This window comes from Streptococcus sp. LMAG:39 (assembly GCF_008680485.1).
Classification (GTDB): Bacteria; Bacillota; Bacilli; order Lactobacillales; family Streptococcaceae; genus Streptococcus; species Streptococcus pasteurianus.
Window position 1 is genome coordinate 234237 of sequence record NZ_NALE01000001.1, and the last position, 15081, is coordinate 249317.

Here is a 15081-nt window from a genome sequence, read left to right on the forward strand (position 1 = left end):
ATCTTTCTAACCTTTTATGCTATCGTAGTATTCTTTCGCGACATCTGTATATTCTTGACCGTCAACATCCACTTTAGCATTAAGTTCCGTAACTGTTTCAGTATCAAGTTTTGCCGAAATATTATTTAAAATGGTTTTAATATCTGGATTGTCATCCAAAATATTATCTCGCACAACGGGCGCTAAATTATAAGGTGGCCAGAACTGTTTATCATCTTCCAATAATGTGAATTTATCCGTACTAACCAACTGACCTTCGGTCGTGTAAGCTGGCGTTACATCTGCCTCATCATTTTCAAGAACACTGTATTTCAAACTATTATCATACACCTTTGAAGATTGCCAGTTAAAGGTACCATAAGTCTTTTCAAGTCCTGGTAAACCATCTTCACGTTCATCAAATTCCCCTTGTGAAGCAAAGCGCAATTCACTAGCATGAGCTTGCAAATCAGAAATCGTCTTGATGTTGAGTGAATTGGCGACTTCCGTACGAATAACCAAACCTTGGCTATCATTTGCTGACGCGTAATCAAGCCAAGTCAGGTTAAATTGTTCCTCATACTCTTTTTTGACAGTCTTATAAACTTTCTCTGAGTCTGTTTCCATATCCTCACCCAAAACTGACAGCAAACCAGTTCCTGTATATTCTGGATATAAGTCAATCTCATCATTGACAATTGAATTATGAATCAAAGAACTTGAAATATTTGACACACGCTCGACGGTATAACCATTGTCCTCAAGCGCAAGCGCATAAATTTCAGCAATGACTAGATTTTCCGTAAAATCTTTCGACCCCACACGAATAGTGGTTGACGATTGCTGCACTTCAGAAGATTGATTATTGCGCCACGCCCAAATCCCACCAACAATTGCCACCAAAATGACTACCAGTAACGCTCCTGAAATCACCTTTTTATTTTTCATAATGTTCTACCCCTTTTATGCTTAAATCAAAAATAATCATACTAAGGAACGACAATATCGCAACCGAACCACCACCAATTAGCAATAAATCATAACGATAAAGTCCTAATCCTGTAAAAATCAAAGTACCAAGTCCACCTGCTCCAATATAGGTCGCCAAGGTTGCGCTAGCAATAATTTCCACCAATGCCAATTTAATGCCATTTAAAATATGTGGCAGAGCTAACGGAAACTGGACTTTTGTTAATAATTGAGACCTTGTCATACCAAGTCCCAAAGCTGTTTCTAGCAAATTTTCTGAAACCGACGCAAACCCAACAATCGTATTTAATAAAATGGGTGGTATTCCCAAAATCACTAAAGCAATCAAGGCAGGTAAGCGCCCCACTCCAATGAATGGAATCAAAATAAATAAGATTCCAAGGCTTGGAATAACGCGTAGCCCTTGCGTCAAAAGCGTTGACAATTGTCGTACAAACGGCTTTTCATAAGAAAAATAGCCAAGTGGTAGAGCGATGATTAAGGCAATCACCAAAGCCTCGAAACTTAGGCTAATGTGTTGCCAAACGTATCCTAAATAAGTATTTCCATTATCTGCAAAATATGCAGCTATATCATTTAACATGTTCCTTTACCTGATGACTTTCTAAAAGTTCTGTTAACCTATCAGTGAACATCGCTGTCGCTGACAATAAAACTTCCTGTTCTTCCAAAGTCAAAGCGCTCATTGCTTGCGCTTCAAAATCTGCTAACGGATCCAATAATTCAGCAGCAAACTGCTGACCTGTTTCAGTTAAACGAATCAACTTCTTGCGCCTGTCAATTCGAGAAGGCTCCAAATATAATATTCCTTTTTTCATATAAGTTTTAACAATTGCTTGAATCACTTGTTTCGTTGAAAATGTTCGTTTTGCAATGCTCTCCTGTGTCATTCCATGTGGATTATGATAAATCCACATAAAAACTAATAACGATTTACTATTTAGCCCATGCTTTTTAGCGTAGCTTTCATAGAGGGAAAATTGCTCATCACGCAAACGAGCGTATTTTTTTGCATTACTTATCACTAAAATTTTCCTCCTTATTTAAAATAATGACCTTGCCAAATGCTGCAACACTATCAAGATAATCATGTGCAGCTTGGATACTATCCAAATCAAATACACGCTCAGGGCGAACATCTACTTGTTCTTGCTCAATATAAGCTAACATTTTCTGAATCTTATCTTGTGAAACATTGCCTGAATAAAATGTTGTCAAATAGACATTATTTTTAAGTTCCATAATTGGATCAAATTCTTCCAGATACCATTTTCGTCCCAATTGACCGCAGGAACAAATAATTCCGTTTTCTTGCAAATGCCCTAGACTGTCTTTGATGGTGGCAGGTCCAACTAATTCTAAGATTTTCGTGAATGTCACATCCGTCTTTAGCACACCATTATCATCAATAACCAAATCATCATATCCAGCGTCCAAAAGTTGCGCTTTTTTAGCAGTATTGCGCACACTTGCATAGACGTTCACGTCAGGAAATTTAGCTTTTACCAATTTCACAAAAGCCGTCCCGATACCACTAGCACCAGCACGCACCAAAACCGTATCACGGGAGGTGATTTTTAAATTTTGATAAGCACCAAAGGCAGTATAATAAGTCTCTGGAATCGTCGCCAACGTTGCCCAATCCAACTGCGTTGAGATAGGATAAATCTGCTCATTTGGCAAAAGGACATATTCAGCATACGATCCATCAAAATCACGTCCCATTTCTCCCATAATCGAAATGATTTTTTGACCAACTGGCAAACGTTGCTCGTCCGTCGTCTCTTCAATGACGCCAACACATTCTATCCCAAGAATCCTTGGAAAGGTGACACTCGGCGACAAGCCTTGTCTGGTAAAAATTTCAGAACGATTAATCCCAAATCCCATAATTTTCACCAAAGACCAACCTGATTTCACTTGCGGTTTAGCAATCTGAGTCACCTTTAAAACACTACTATCTCCTGCTTTGCTAACAATAACAGCTTTCACTTTCTTCCCTCCTTTTAAACGTTTTCAATAATTTCCCATTATTATGTCATACCCACCAAAAATAGTCAAATATTTTGACTATTTTTCAATTCCTAAACAAATGCCACTTTTGCTTTACAAATTGATTGCAAGTTATATAAATGCCATTACAAAATAAAAACAAAAGAAAAAGCTAGGTACTTGCCTAACTTTCTAAAATCTTTTAACTAGAATATGCAAACAACAAAAAACGAGGCTGAGCACGTTGTCCCAGACTCGTTTTAATTTTAAGCTACTTCAAATTGTGAGTTGTAGAGGTCAGCATAGAATCCGCCTTGTTGCATCAAATCATCGTGATTGCCTTGTTCGATGATGTTACCATCTTTCATCACAAGGATAAGGTCAGCGTTTCTAATCGTTGACAAACGGTGAGCGATAACAAATGATGTACGACCTTCCATCAATTTATCCATAGCTTTTTGAATCAATTCTTCAGTACGTGTATCAACTGATGACGTTGCTTCGTCCAAAATAAGGAGCGGTGAATCTTTCAAAAGAGCACGCGCAATCGTCAAGAGTTGTTTTTGACCAATTGAAAGTGTTACAGAATCATCAAGATAAGTGTCATAACCCTTTGGAAGTGTCATGATAAAGTGATGAACACCAACAGCCTTAGCCGCTGCAATAACTTGTTCGTCTGTAATATTTTCTTGATTGTAAATCAAGTTTTCTTTGATTGTTCCTTCAAACAACCACGTATCTTGAAGCACCATTGAGAATTGGTCATGCACTTCTTCACGTGTCATCAAACGTGTATCCACACCATCAATAGTGATTTGACCTTTATCGATTTCATAGAATTTCATGAGCAGGTTAACAATGGTTGTTTTACCAGCGCCTGTTGGTCCAACAATGGCAACTTTCTGACCAGGTTTCGCCACAGCGGAGAAATCATGGATAATTGTTTTATCCTTAGAATAACCAAAGAAAACATTATCAAAGGTAACTTCACCATTAACATCACTAAGTTGACGTTCCTTATCAGACTCATCTTCCATTTCATCTTCTTCAAGGAATTCAAAGACACGGCTCATGGCAGCTGTTGCTGATTGCATTTGTGTGAAAGCTTGCGCAATTTGTGACAATGGTTGTGAGAAGATACGAACATAAGTCATAAAGGCAACCACATCCCCCATGGTAATATCACCATTGATAACTTTAACGGCACCAACCACACAGACCATAACATAACCAAAGTTCCCAACGAAAATCATAAGCGGCATCATAATACCTGACAAGAACTGTGATTGCCACATTGATTTATAAAGATTGGTGTTTAATTTTTTAAAGGTTTCGCTTGTTTCACCAGCAGCGTTATAACTTGTTACCACATTATGACCAGAGTAAATTTCTTCAACATAACCATTAATCGCAGCCAAGTTATTTTGTTGACGTTTGAACAATGGTTGTGATGAGCCCATGATAACCATAACCAAAACAAAACCAATCAGAACAGACCCAATCGCTGTTAGAGCCATGCTGACATTTGAATGGAACATCATGAAAATTGATCCAATCAATAACATGGTTGATGTCACCAAAGTTCCCAAACTTTGGTTAAGCGATTGACCAAGCAAGTCAACGTCATTTGTCACACGAGAAAGGGTGTCCCCTTGCGAATGACTATCAAAGTAATTCAATGGAACCTTGTCAATTTTGGTCTGAATAGCTTTACGTAAACGTTGTGAAAAACGTTGAACGATAGTCGCTACGGTAAAGCTTTGAATATAACCAACTACTGCTGAAATAACGTATAAAATTGCCAAAGTTAATGCAATTTTACCAACTTTATCCAAGTCGATTCCTGGAATCATACCAGTCGCCGTTGGTGTCAAACCTTTGGTGATTGTATTGGTGATTTCTTTTAATTTATCAGGTCCAATAACCGTAACCGTCGCAGAAACAATTGCTCCAATCACTGCAAGAAGAAATGGAAGCTGGAAACCTCTAATATAGGGCTTCATTCTGTCATAGAAAGATGTTTTTTTCTTATTTTCCATTTTCTAATTCCTCCTTAGATAGTTGTGAGTAAGCAATTTCACGATAAACATCGTTGTTTGCAAGCAATTCTTCGTGCGTACCTTGACCAACAACTTTACCTTCATCCAAGACCAAAATTTGGTCAGCGTCCATAATCGTTGAGATACGTTGTGCCACGATTAATTTCGTCATATCAGCTGTACGTTCTTTCAACTGTGAACGAAGGATTCGGTCAGTCTTGTAGTCAAGTGCTGAGAACGAATCATCAAAGATGATAATCTCAGGTTTACGAGCAAGAGCACGCGCAATTGCCAAACGTTGTTTTTGACCACCTGAGAAGTTTTGACCACTTTGAGCAACAGGTGCTTTTAACTTACCGTCTTTCATTTCAACGAATGTCTTACCTTGAGCTAAATCAAGAGCTTCCCACATCTTGTCATCATCAAGTGGCGAACTATTGCTTTCTCCCATATCCATATTTGAAGCGATATCCCCACTGAAAAGCACTGCTTTTTGCGGAATATAACCAACAATCTTATGAAGCGTATCATGGTCATATTGACGAACATCAATGCCATCGACTTTAATCGTTCCTTCTGTCGCGTCATAAAAACGTGGAATCAAGTTCACCAAAGTTGATTTACCAGAACCAGTTGAACCGATAAAGGCAATCGTGTCTCCAGCTTTCGCTTTAAAGGAAACGTGTTCCAAAACAGCTTCTGAATTTTTGCTGTAACGGAATGAAACATTGTCAAATTCAACAGAACCTTTTTCAGTTGGTTTAGCTTGATTTGTTTCTGGATATTCAATTGAAGATTTTGTTTCAAGAACTTCATTAATACGCCCAGCAGCAACAACAGCACGAGGTAAAATGAAGAATACAACAATCATCATCATGAATCCCATAACAACTTGCATGGCATATGATGAATAAACAACCATATCTGAGAACAAATCAACTTTATCTTGCATAGCGCCAGCAATTTTCGTTGGATCTGTCGGAATGGCAATATTTTCAATCAAATGCGCACCAATCCAGTAGATAGCAAGTGTCATTCCGCTTGAAATTCCTGTCATTACTGGAGATAACAACGCCATTGAACGTCCAATAAAGAGGTTAAGATTGGTAACATTATCATTGGCTTGTGCAAATTTGGCATCTTGATAATCTTCGGCATTGTATGCACGCACCACACGGATACCTGTCAATGATTCTCGCGTAATACTGTTCAATTTATCGGTTAATGTTTGAATCATGCGTTGTTTAGGCATCACCATCATCAACAAGAACATAATCATCAAGAACATAACCGCAACTGCGACAATAAGAACCAATAGCCATTCATGATTTTTATCAGCAATCTTGGTTATTGCCCAAATTGCCATGATAGGTCCTTTAGTAATGACTTGGATTCCCATTGTGAAAACCAATTGAATTTGTGTAATATCATTGGTTGTACGTGTCAAAAGACTAGGAATTGAAAATTTCTTGATTTCAGCATCTGAAAAATTCAAGACACTATGGAAAATGTCATCACGTAGACGTGTACTAAAACTTGCCGCAATACGAGCAGCCAGGAAACCGACAACGACGGATGCCGCAAAGCTTCCCAAAGAAAGCAAGACCATACGCATCCCTGGCGCATCAAAGTTCCAAGCAAAAATATCTTTTACTTTTGTTCCCTCTGTTGATAGCAAGGTTGTGATATCCGACATATAATCTGGAATTTTCAACTCAAGATAAACATTCAAACACACAAATAATACAGCAAAAATAAGCATCGTAACTTCTTTTACTGTTAAGCGTTTCAAAATTTTTAACATGCGTTACTCCTTGTTTTCTAAATTTTTCAAAATGCGGTCAAAGACGCGAAACGAAATTTTGAGATCCTCATGGTCAACACCAGCTAAGATTTGTCTATGCATTTCATCATGGAAATCTTGAATGTTTTGAGCCTTTGATTTTCCAAGTTCAGTCAACACCACTTGCTTATAACGCTTATCTTCTATTGACGAAATAACTCGGATAAAACCATTTTTCTCCATGCGCTTAATCAAATTACTAGTTACTGACTTTGAAATTCTTAGTCTCTTCTCAATATCCTTGATATAAATTTCTTTATCAGGATTATCATGGAGATACAACACTGCAAATCCCTGTGGACCAGCCAGATTTTCAACACCATGACTTTCCGCAAGAGCATGGACACGATTTTCCGCTAAATTGATAAAATCCCTAAACTGTGAAAACGGATCTTTCTTATGCATCTTTTACTCACTTTCTGAAAAATACCAAGATTTATTCTTGTAGGATACATTATAGTTCTTATGAGAACTATTGTCAAGAAAAAGCTTCACTTCTACTTTATTTTTTCAATTATTTTCTGAAAACAAAAACAAACATTGATATATCAACGTTTGTTTTTGTTTTTTTTGAAAATCAAATGATAACACCTTCCAAATGATCTAATTCGTGTTGGCAAATTTGTGCTGGCAACCCTGTCAAGGTTAAGGTTTGTTGGCTCCAATTTTTGTCTAAAAAAGCCACTTCAATTTTCTGGTAACGACGTGTTGGTCGTGCTCCTGTCAATGATAAACAAGACTCTTTCGTGTCAAATGGAAGTGATTTGTTAAGCAAAACTGGATTGAACATCACCAAATCTGCTACTCCCATATTAACAATAATTGCTCGCTTTTTAACGCCAATCATATTAGCAGCCATGCCGACACAATTATCACGGTTTGCCACTAAAGTATCTTGCAAGTCTTGTGCCAAATACAAATCTTCTTTTGTTGCTTCTTCTGACTTTTGCGCCAAGAAAAAGGTGTCTCTTACAATCTGTTTAATCATTTTTTCTCCAATAGTAATTCCATAATATCAAAATCAATAGCTTGGTCATCAATTTCCATAAAGTGCTTAAACGTTCCAATCTTTTGAAAACCAAGGCTTTCATAGAGATGAATCGCTCGGTTATTATCAGACCGAACTTCAAGTGAGAGGACTTTTAAGCCTGATTGCTGCGCTGCTGCAATCAATCGCGTTAATAGCTGACGTCCAATTCCTTGATTCCAGTAGGCTTTTTTCACCGCGATACCAATTTCTGCACGATGCGCCAATCGTTTTTTACGAAAAGCACTACAATTACACGTTCCTACTATCTCACCAGCTTCTTCGGCTACTAAGAAATGTGATGTCTTAGATTTTTGAATCTCACTTAATAAGATTCCCTCATCTGCAACAGAAACAGACACCCCTTCTTCTCCATAAGACAAGTTATCTGTTTCTGAACCAATCTGCTGGCAAAATGCCAAAATAGCCCCAGCATCACTAGCCAAAGCATTTCTCACTATAACCATATCAAGCCCTCGCTTTCGCTAAAAACATTATAACAAAATAAATAAAACCTTGCTACCATGCGCTTTCTCACATTTGTCTCAAGATTTTATTGCACCAACAAAATCGAGAATAACTAATAATGAGTTGCAACGATACCAACCAAAAGAGCCCACACTTCGTGGACTCATTTTCGGTTATTTGATATTAGAGAATGTAATTAAAGATTATAAAAGATTGTTGATTAAGTCATTAAGAGTTATACAACAGTCTTGTGAAAAACAAGATTTTAAACGATACCTTGTGCTGACATTGCTTCTGCAACTTTAAGGAATCCAGCAACGTTGGCACCGACAACAAGGTTACCTTCAGCACCAAATTCTTTAGCTGCTGCTGCAGAATTATCGTAGATACCTTTCATGATGTCATAAAGTTTAGCATCTACTTCTTCGAATGACCAAGGTGTACGTTGGCTATTTTGAGCCATTTCAAGAGCTGATACCGCTACACCACCAGCATTCGCAGCTTTGGCAGGACCAAATGAAACGCCAGCTTTTTGGAAAACTTCGATAGCTTCAAGTGTAGAAGGCATATTTGCACCTTCTGTAACAGCAATAACACCGTTAGCTACAAGAGCTTTCGCATCTTCCTCGTTAATTTCATTTTGTGTAGCACATGGGAATGCAAGGTCAGCTTTGATTGACCAGATTGAGCCTTCACCAGCAGGTGTAAATGTTGCACTTGGACGAGCGTCAGCGTATTTGACAATACGTGCACGTTCAACTTCTTTCAATTGTTTAAGAAGAGGGACATCAATACCTTCTGGATCATAAACATAACCAGATGAATCTGAAACAGCAACAACTTTAGCACCAAGAGATTGAAGTTTTTCAGTAGCGTAAATCGCTACGTTACCTGAGCCCGAAACAAGAGCGACTTTACCGGAAAAATCTTCACCACGAGCTTTAAGCATTTGTTCTGCAAAGTAAACAGCACCGTAACCAGTTGCTTCTGTACGAGCAAGAGAACCACCGTAAGTAAGTCCTTTACCAGTAAGAACACCTGTGTATTCATTGCGGAGGCGTTTGTATTGACCGTAAAGGTAGCCGATTTCACGTCCACCAACACCGATATCACCAGCAGGAACATCAGTATCCGCACCAATGTGTTTGCTCAACTCTGTCATAAAGCTTTGGCAGAAACGCATAATTTCGTTGTCTGATTTACCTTTAGGATCAAAGTTTGAACCACCTTTACCACCACCGATAGGTTGACCAGTCAATGAGTTTTTAAAGATTTGTTCGAAACCAAGGAATTTGATGATTGATTGGTTTACTGATGGGTGGAAACGAAGACCACCTTTGTAAGGTCCAATAGCAGATGAGAATTGTACGCGGAAACCGCGGTTTACTTGAACTTGACCTTTGTCATCAACCCAAGGAACACGGAAAGAAACGATACGTTCTGGTTCAACCAAACGTTCGAGAAGATTTTCTTCAATGTATTTTGGATATTTATCAAACACTGGAACAAGTGACTCAAATACTTCTTCTACTGCTTGTAAAAACTCTGGTTCATGAGCATTTTGCGCTTTGACTTTATCAAAGACACCAGCTACATACTCTTTACCTGTTGTCATATATATTTCCTCCGAAAATCAGATTATAAATCTTGTAATCAATAGACTACAAGGAATATTATAAATTTTCTGAAAATTTATGTCAAGTATTTACCGTACTTTTTTGAAAAAATTCCGTTTTTATGTCATAAAATATAACATCGTTTGTGAAGTTGAGGGCTAGATTTCGTCATTCTGGCGGACTTTATGTTCTCCTTTTCACGAAAAATATGGTAATATAATGGTATATTATTAGGAGGTATATTATGAAACGTTTATCACTATGGTCAGGTATTCTAGCACTACTTATCGGTATTTTTCTTTTTGTGCATCCTTTTACCACGACTGCAATGATTGGTTGGATAATCGCTTTATTAGTTTTCATGTCTGGAATCACCAGCCTTTTGATGTATACCAATAGTGTCGAGCGATCATTTTGGTATTTGTTGCAAAGTATTTTATCTATTATTTTTGGAATTATTCTTCTATCAAGCTCAGCCATGTCTTTATCGAGTGCTGTTATCACGATTGCTGCTTATTGGATTCTTATTAGCGGCATCCTTCGTTTAATTGGTGGTTTCCAAATGCGTAAAGCAGGGTTTTATGACGCTAATCGTTTCCTAGGCTCTGCGGTCCTTGCCATTCTTTTAGGACTCTTCCTCCTGCTCAATCCTGCACTTTCAGCTATTTTTATTGGGCGTCTAACAGGATTACTTTTAATGGCAGTTGGGGGGTCAGGAATCGCCTTTTCATTCCGTATTTAACTATGACTATAAAAAGAACTTCGTTTTTTTGAACGAAGTTCTTTTTAGTTCTCAATTAACGATTATCAATGTTTTCTGGGTACAAGTCGTGATTTATTAGGCGATAATCTGCCATTTTTTCATACTTGGTATTTGGCTCTCCATAATTAAAATATGGGTCAATTGATAAGCCACCACGTGGTGTAAATTTTCCCCAGACTTCAAGAAAGCGTGGCTGAAGCAAGTCAACCAAATCTTTACCAATCGTATTAATACAATTTTCGTGAAAATCACCGTGATTACGGTAGCTGAAAAGGTAAAGTTTCAATGATTTTGATTCCACGCAAAGTTTATCTGGGATATAAGAAATATAAATCGTTGCAAAATCTGGTTGCCCAGTAATCGGACAAAGTGATGTAAACTCTGGACAATTGAATTTGATAAAGTAATCATTGTCAACATGACGATTATCAAATGATTCCAGAATACTTGGGTCGTAATCGTAAGTGTAAGTCGTCTTTTGATTTCCCAAAAGGGTCAAATCTTTCATTTCATCTGTTCTAGTCATCTCATTCTCCTTTTAAACACCGCGTTGGTTGTCATATAAAAGCGTGTGTAATTGTGGCAACACGCGCACGCTTTGCCATTCTGGGTCAGTTGCTACTGTCTCCCATAGTTGTCGCAAACGCTCGAGCTGGTGTTCCACGATATTGCCGTTGGCGTGCGGTTCTGGATTACCAGCTGATAAATACAAAACATCAGGTTGATAACGTTTTTGAATCATTTTAGCAAATACCAAATCAGCATCATCAAAAACTGGAACTTTAAAGGTGATTTGGTCTTTTTTCAATTGCGAAACAATAAAATCAAGCGTTTCAAAATTAACCGTCATCTTACTTGACGGTGGCTTGGGACTAAGCGTTACTTGGTCAATGTCCTTTAGCCACGTTTGCCAGCGCGAGCCTTGCGTTTCAATAGCTAAGGTCACCCCACGTGCCTTTAATTTGGCAACAAGCTCTGCCATATTATTCGCCAATAAACATGGATTGCCACCTGATAAAGTCACATAATCGTACGTTCCCAATTGGTCAAGCTGCTCAATCACTTCATCAGTAGTCATTCGCTTAGGCTTTTCCGAGCCATCCCAAGTAAAAGCAGAATCGCACCAATCGCAATGATAGTCACAGCCACCCGTTCTCACAAACATGGTCTTTTGCCCAATTGCTCTGCCCTCGCCTTGAAAAGTTGGACCAAAAATTTCAAGAATCGGAAGGGTTAACTGACGTTTAGTCATCAAGCTCCCACTCCCTCCTAAATTCCGCAAATGATGTCGGCGTTTCATACAAGCGGACATATTCTACACGAATCTCACGTTCTTTTGGCAAATACTGCGCGACTTGCTTAAAAATCCAGTAAACCATATTTTCTGCTGTAGTGTTCATGTAGGGCAGGCTTTCATTAAGGTAATGGTGGTCTAAACTTGGTTCCAAATGTTTTTTGTAAATCTGTTTGAGGTCGCCAAAATCAACTGCCATACCACGGTCATCAAGCAGTCCAGAAACCGCAATTTGCAAACGATAAGTATGCCCATGCAAAGCCTTACATTTACCATCATAATTGAACAAATGGTGTGCCGCATCAAAGGTGAATTCTTTTGAAACCATGACACGACGTGGGCAATAAACCAAGGATTCACCAGTTGGGACTTTTAGCTCTTTTGGTATTTCAAACATTAGGCTTGCCCTTTCTTTGCAAGGTATTTTTCAAGACCTGCCTGACGAAGCTTGCAAGCAGGACATTCACCGCAACCACTTCCTTTAATGCCGTTGTAGCACGTTAGCGTATTTTCTCGAACATAATCAAATTTGCCAAGTTGGTCAGCTAATTCCCATGTTTCTGACTTATCAAGCCACATCAGCGGTGTTTGAATAACAAAATTATAATCCATTGCCAAATTCAGCGTAACATTGAGTGATTTGACAAAGGCATCACGACAGTCTGGATAACCTGAAAAGTCCGTTTCACAAACGCCAGTAATAATGTCTGTGATACCAAGACGCTTCGCCAGCACAGCTGCAAACGATAAAAACAAATGATTTCGACCATCAACAAAAGTATTTGGCAAATCATCGTCTGGATTTTCGATTACAATATCACGAGTCAAGGCATTTTCAGTTAATTGTCCTAATAAAGACATGTCTAGCAAATGGTTTTTAACCCCTTGTTCGGCAGCGATGTGTTTGGCTACTTCAATTTCCAAACTGTGACGTTGACCATAATTAAACGTGACAGTTTCCACGTGGTCGTAATGTTTCAAAGCCCAAAACAGGCAAGTTGTTGAATCTTGTCCGCCACTAAAGACGACAAGTGCAGATTGACGTTTCATCTTATCTCCTCTATATCTTTTCAGATATTTGGGCAAAAGAAAAGCCCTCATGGGAATCCACAAGGGCGCTAATTCAGTCATTAGGCTGGTTTTTTTTAGCGATGGCTTTTCCCAAACATCGTTATTATTAACATTACTATCATATCATCTTTGCAACAGATATTCAATGACTAAAAAATGCAAGAATAAGAAAACAGGACTTGCTTAAAATAAAATCCTGTTTTTTATTAATAATTATCACCAAGATAGCTTATTTGTTTTTAGTAAACTGGCTATTGTAAAGATCGTAATAGAAACCTTTAGCAGCTAGTAAGCTTTCATGATTGCCTTGTTCAATGATTTGACCATTGTTAAGCACCAAAATCTTATCAGCCTCTTGAATGGTTGATAGGCGGTGAGCAATGACAAAGCTTGTACGCCCTTCCATTAATTTAGCCATAGCCTTTTGAATCAATAATTCCAAACGTGTGTCAACAGATGACGTTGCTTCGTCCAAAATCAAGATTTTAGGGTCAGCAAGCAAGGCACGCGCAATGGTTAACAATTGTTTTTGACCAAGCGATACGTTACTTGATTCTTGGTTCATTTCCATATTGTAACCACCAGGTAGCGTGCGAATAAAGTGGTCAACATTGGCAGCTTTAGCAGCCTCAACAACCTCTTCATCTGTCGCATCCAAGTTTCCAAAACGGAGATTTTCCTTGATACTTGCCTCATAGAGCCACGCATCTTGCAAGACCATTCCAAATTGTTTTCGATATTCTTGACGTGACAAGTTGCGAATATCATGCCCATCAATTTTAATCGAACCAGAGGTAACGTCGTAGAATCGCATTAAAAGATTAATCAGCGTTGTCTTACCAGCTCCTGTTGGACCAACAATCGCCACCATTTCACCTGGTTTGACATCAAGATTGAAATTTTGAATCAATGGTTTGTCTGCCACGTATTGGAAGGAAACATTTTCAAAGCTAACTTGACCTGTTAAATCATGTGTCAAATGCTCTGTTACATCAGCAACTTCTTCTGGTTCATCTAGAACTTCAAAGATACGGTCAAGTGATGACTTGGCACTTTGAAGAATACTTGCCAACTGTGTAATGGTTTGAACGGGTTGACTGACTTGCCAAACGTATTGAACGAAAGCTTGCATATTACCAACCGTCAAGTTCCCAGAAAGAACTTGCAAAGCTCCCAAAACTGCCACAATCAGGTAAGCCATATCAGAAATTGCACTAAGAACTGGCATCATAATTCCTGAAATAAAACTTGCCTTGAAACCAACTTCTTGCAAATTTTGAGTGATTTCACGAAATTCTTCACTTGAAATTTCTTCACGACCATAAAGTTTGATAACGTTAAAGCCAGTTAGATTTTCCTGAACAAAACCGTTCATATCACCAAGAGCGTCAGCTTGTTTTTTGAAATAGGGTTGAGATTTTTTCAAAATAAACTGAGCACTGATATAAGTGATTGGAATGATTAAAATAACCACCAAAGCCAAACGCCAATTGAGATAAAGCACCATGCAAATAACCAAGAAAATGGTTAAGAAGGCGTTGATAATCTGAAGAAAGCTTTGTTGTAAAGCGTTTGAAACTGTTTCAACATCTGACGTAAAACGCCCCAAGACATTTCCGAATTGTTGACTGTCAAAATAAGAAACTGGAATTTTATTGATTTTTTCACTTAAATCTCGGCGCAAATCATGAATACTTTTTTGCACAGCGTCAGTCATGAAATAGTTTGACCAATAGCTTCCTAGCTCATAACCCAAACCTCGCAAGAAATAAAGAGCTAAAATCATTGCAATATAAGAAATATTGATATGAGCACCTGCTACACCGTGCGCCATGTCAAGAAGGTTTGCCGTCAATTCTGTAATGGCAAGCCCTAAAATAAAAGGTTCCAATACACTCATGACACTGCTGAAAACTTTCAAGAAAATGGCAAGAAAAAGCGCACCTTTATATTGTTGGAGATAATCCCATAAACGTAGAAAAACATTGCGTTTTGACAT

At 38.3% G+C, this 15081-nt stretch carries 16 protein-coding genes; 1 reads left to right on the forward strand and 15 read right to left on the reverse strand.

What is annotated here, in order from left to right; all coding sequences use genetic code 11:
* Positions 1–6: 6 nt before the first annotated feature.
* From CCC20_RS01170 to gdhA, 10 genes are all read right to left on the reverse strand, one after another.
* Complete coding sequence (locus CCC20_RS01170) at positions 7–927, reverse strand: glycine betaine ABC transporter substrate-binding protein (protein WP_013851962.1); 921 nt, start codon at positions 925–927, stop codon at positions 7–9.
* Positions 917–1552: an ABC transporter permease gene (locus tag CCC20_RS01175; RefSeq protein ID WP_013851963.1), complete on the reverse strand. Its 636-nt coding sequence runs from the start codon at positions 1550–1552 to the stop codon at positions 917–919. The genes CCC20_RS01170 and CCC20_RS01175 overlap by 11 nt, the downstream gene beginning before the upstream one ends.
* The gene (locus tag CCC20_RS01180; protein WP_003065246.1) at positions 1542–1994 is read right to left on the reverse strand and encodes a MarR family winged helix-turn-helix transcriptional regulator; all 453 of its coding nucleotides are present in this window, start codon (positions 1992–1994) and stop codon (positions 1542–1544) included. Before CCC20_RS01180 ends, CCC20_RS01175 begins: the two co-directional genes overlap by 11 nt.
* Positions 1984–2961: a zinc-binding dehydrogenase gene (locus CCC20_RS01185; protein WP_117479603.1), complete on the reverse strand. Its 978-nt coding sequence runs from the start codon at positions 2959–2961 to the stop codon at positions 1984–1986. The genes CCC20_RS01180 and CCC20_RS01185 overlap by 11 nt, the downstream gene beginning before the upstream one ends.
* 266 nt (positions 2962–3227) lie before the next feature.
* The gene (locus CCC20_RS01190; RefSeq protein WP_058692202.1) at positions 3228–5000 is read right to left on the reverse strand and encodes an ABC transporter ATP-binding protein; all 1773 of its coding nucleotides are present in this window, start codon (positions 4998–5000) and stop codon (positions 3228–3230) included.
* Positions 4990–6804 (reverse strand): ABC transporter ATP-binding protein, encoded by a 1815-nt coding sequence (locus CCC20_RS01195; protein ID WP_003065252.1) that lies wholly within the window; start codon positions 6802–6804, stop codon positions 4990–4992. Before CCC20_RS01195 ends, CCC20_RS01190 begins: the two co-directional genes overlap by 11 nt.
* 3 nt (positions 6805–6807) lie before the next feature.
* The gene (locus CCC20_RS01200) at positions 6808–7248 is read right to left on the reverse strand and encodes a MarR family winged helix-turn-helix transcriptional regulator (protein ID WP_061100410.1); all 441 of its coding nucleotides are present in this window, start codon (positions 7246–7248) and stop codon (positions 6808–6810) included.
* A 172-nt stretch (positions 7249–7420) separates the two neighbouring features.
* The gene (locus CCC20_RS01205) at positions 7421–7831 is read right to left on the reverse strand and encodes a peptide deformylase (RefSeq protein ID WP_003065257.1); all 411 of its coding nucleotides are present in this window, start codon (positions 7829–7831) and stop codon (positions 7421–7423) included.
* Positions 7828–8337 carry a GNAT family N-acetyltransferase gene (locus CCC20_RS01210; RefSeq protein ID WP_287178606.1) on the reverse strand — a complete coding sequence of 170 codons (510 nt, stop codon included), beginning with the start codon at positions 8335–8337 and terminating at the stop codon, positions 7828–7830. Before CCC20_RS01210 ends, CCC20_RS01205 begins: the two co-directional genes overlap by 4 nt.
* A gap of 266 nt (positions 8338–8603) precedes the next feature.
* On the reverse strand, positions 8604–9953 hold the full coding sequence (gene gdhA, locus CCC20_RS01215; RefSeq protein WP_003065263.1) for an NADP-specific glutamate dehydrogenase: 1350 nt from the start codon (positions 9951–9953) through the stop codon (positions 8604–8606).
* A 245-nt stretch (positions 9954–10198) separates the two neighbouring features.
* Between gdhA and CCC20_RS01220 the strand changes: the two genes are divergently transcribed.
* Positions 10199–10696 carry a DUF308 domain-containing protein gene (locus CCC20_RS01220; protein WP_003065265.1) on the forward strand — a complete coding sequence of 166 codons (498 nt, stop codon included), beginning with the start codon at positions 10199–10201 and terminating at the stop codon, positions 10694–10696.
* Between the two features lie 55 nt (positions 10697–10751).
* Here CCC20_RS01220 and queF read toward each other — a convergent pair whose 3' ends face one another.
* The 5 genes from queF to CCC20_RS01245 all read right to left on the reverse strand — a co-directional run bounded on the left by queF (position 10752) and on the right by CCC20_RS01245 (position 15081).
* Positions 10752–11243: a preQ(1) synthase gene (gene queF, locus CCC20_RS01225; protein WP_003065267.1), complete on the reverse strand. Its 492-nt coding sequence runs from the start codon at positions 11241–11243 to the stop codon at positions 10752–10754.
* Between the two features lie 12 nt (positions 11244–11255).
* Complete coding sequence (gene queE / locus CCC20_RS01230) at positions 11256–11969, reverse strand: 7-carboxy-7-deazaguanine synthase QueE (protein ID WP_003065269.1); 714 nt, start codon at positions 11967–11969, stop codon at positions 11256–11258.
* Positions 11962–12408 carry a 6-carboxytetrahydropterin synthase QueD gene (gene queD / locus CCC20_RS01235; protein WP_003065271.1) on the reverse strand — a complete coding sequence of 149 codons (447 nt, stop codon included), beginning with the start codon at positions 12406–12408 and terminating at the stop codon, positions 11962–11964. The genes queE and queD overlap by 8 nt, the downstream gene beginning before the upstream one ends.
* A complete protein-coding gene (gene queC / locus CCC20_RS01240; RefSeq protein WP_013851967.1) occupies positions 12408–13061 on the reverse strand; it encodes a 7-cyano-7-deazaguanine synthase QueC in 654 nt (217 codons plus the stop codon). The genes queD and queC overlap by 1 nt, the downstream gene beginning before the upstream one ends.
* 250 nt (positions 13062–13311) lie before the next feature.
* A complete protein-coding gene (locus CCC20_RS01245; protein ID WP_013851968.1) occupies positions 13312–15081 on the reverse strand; it encodes an ABC transporter ATP-binding protein in 1770 nt (589 codons plus the stop codon).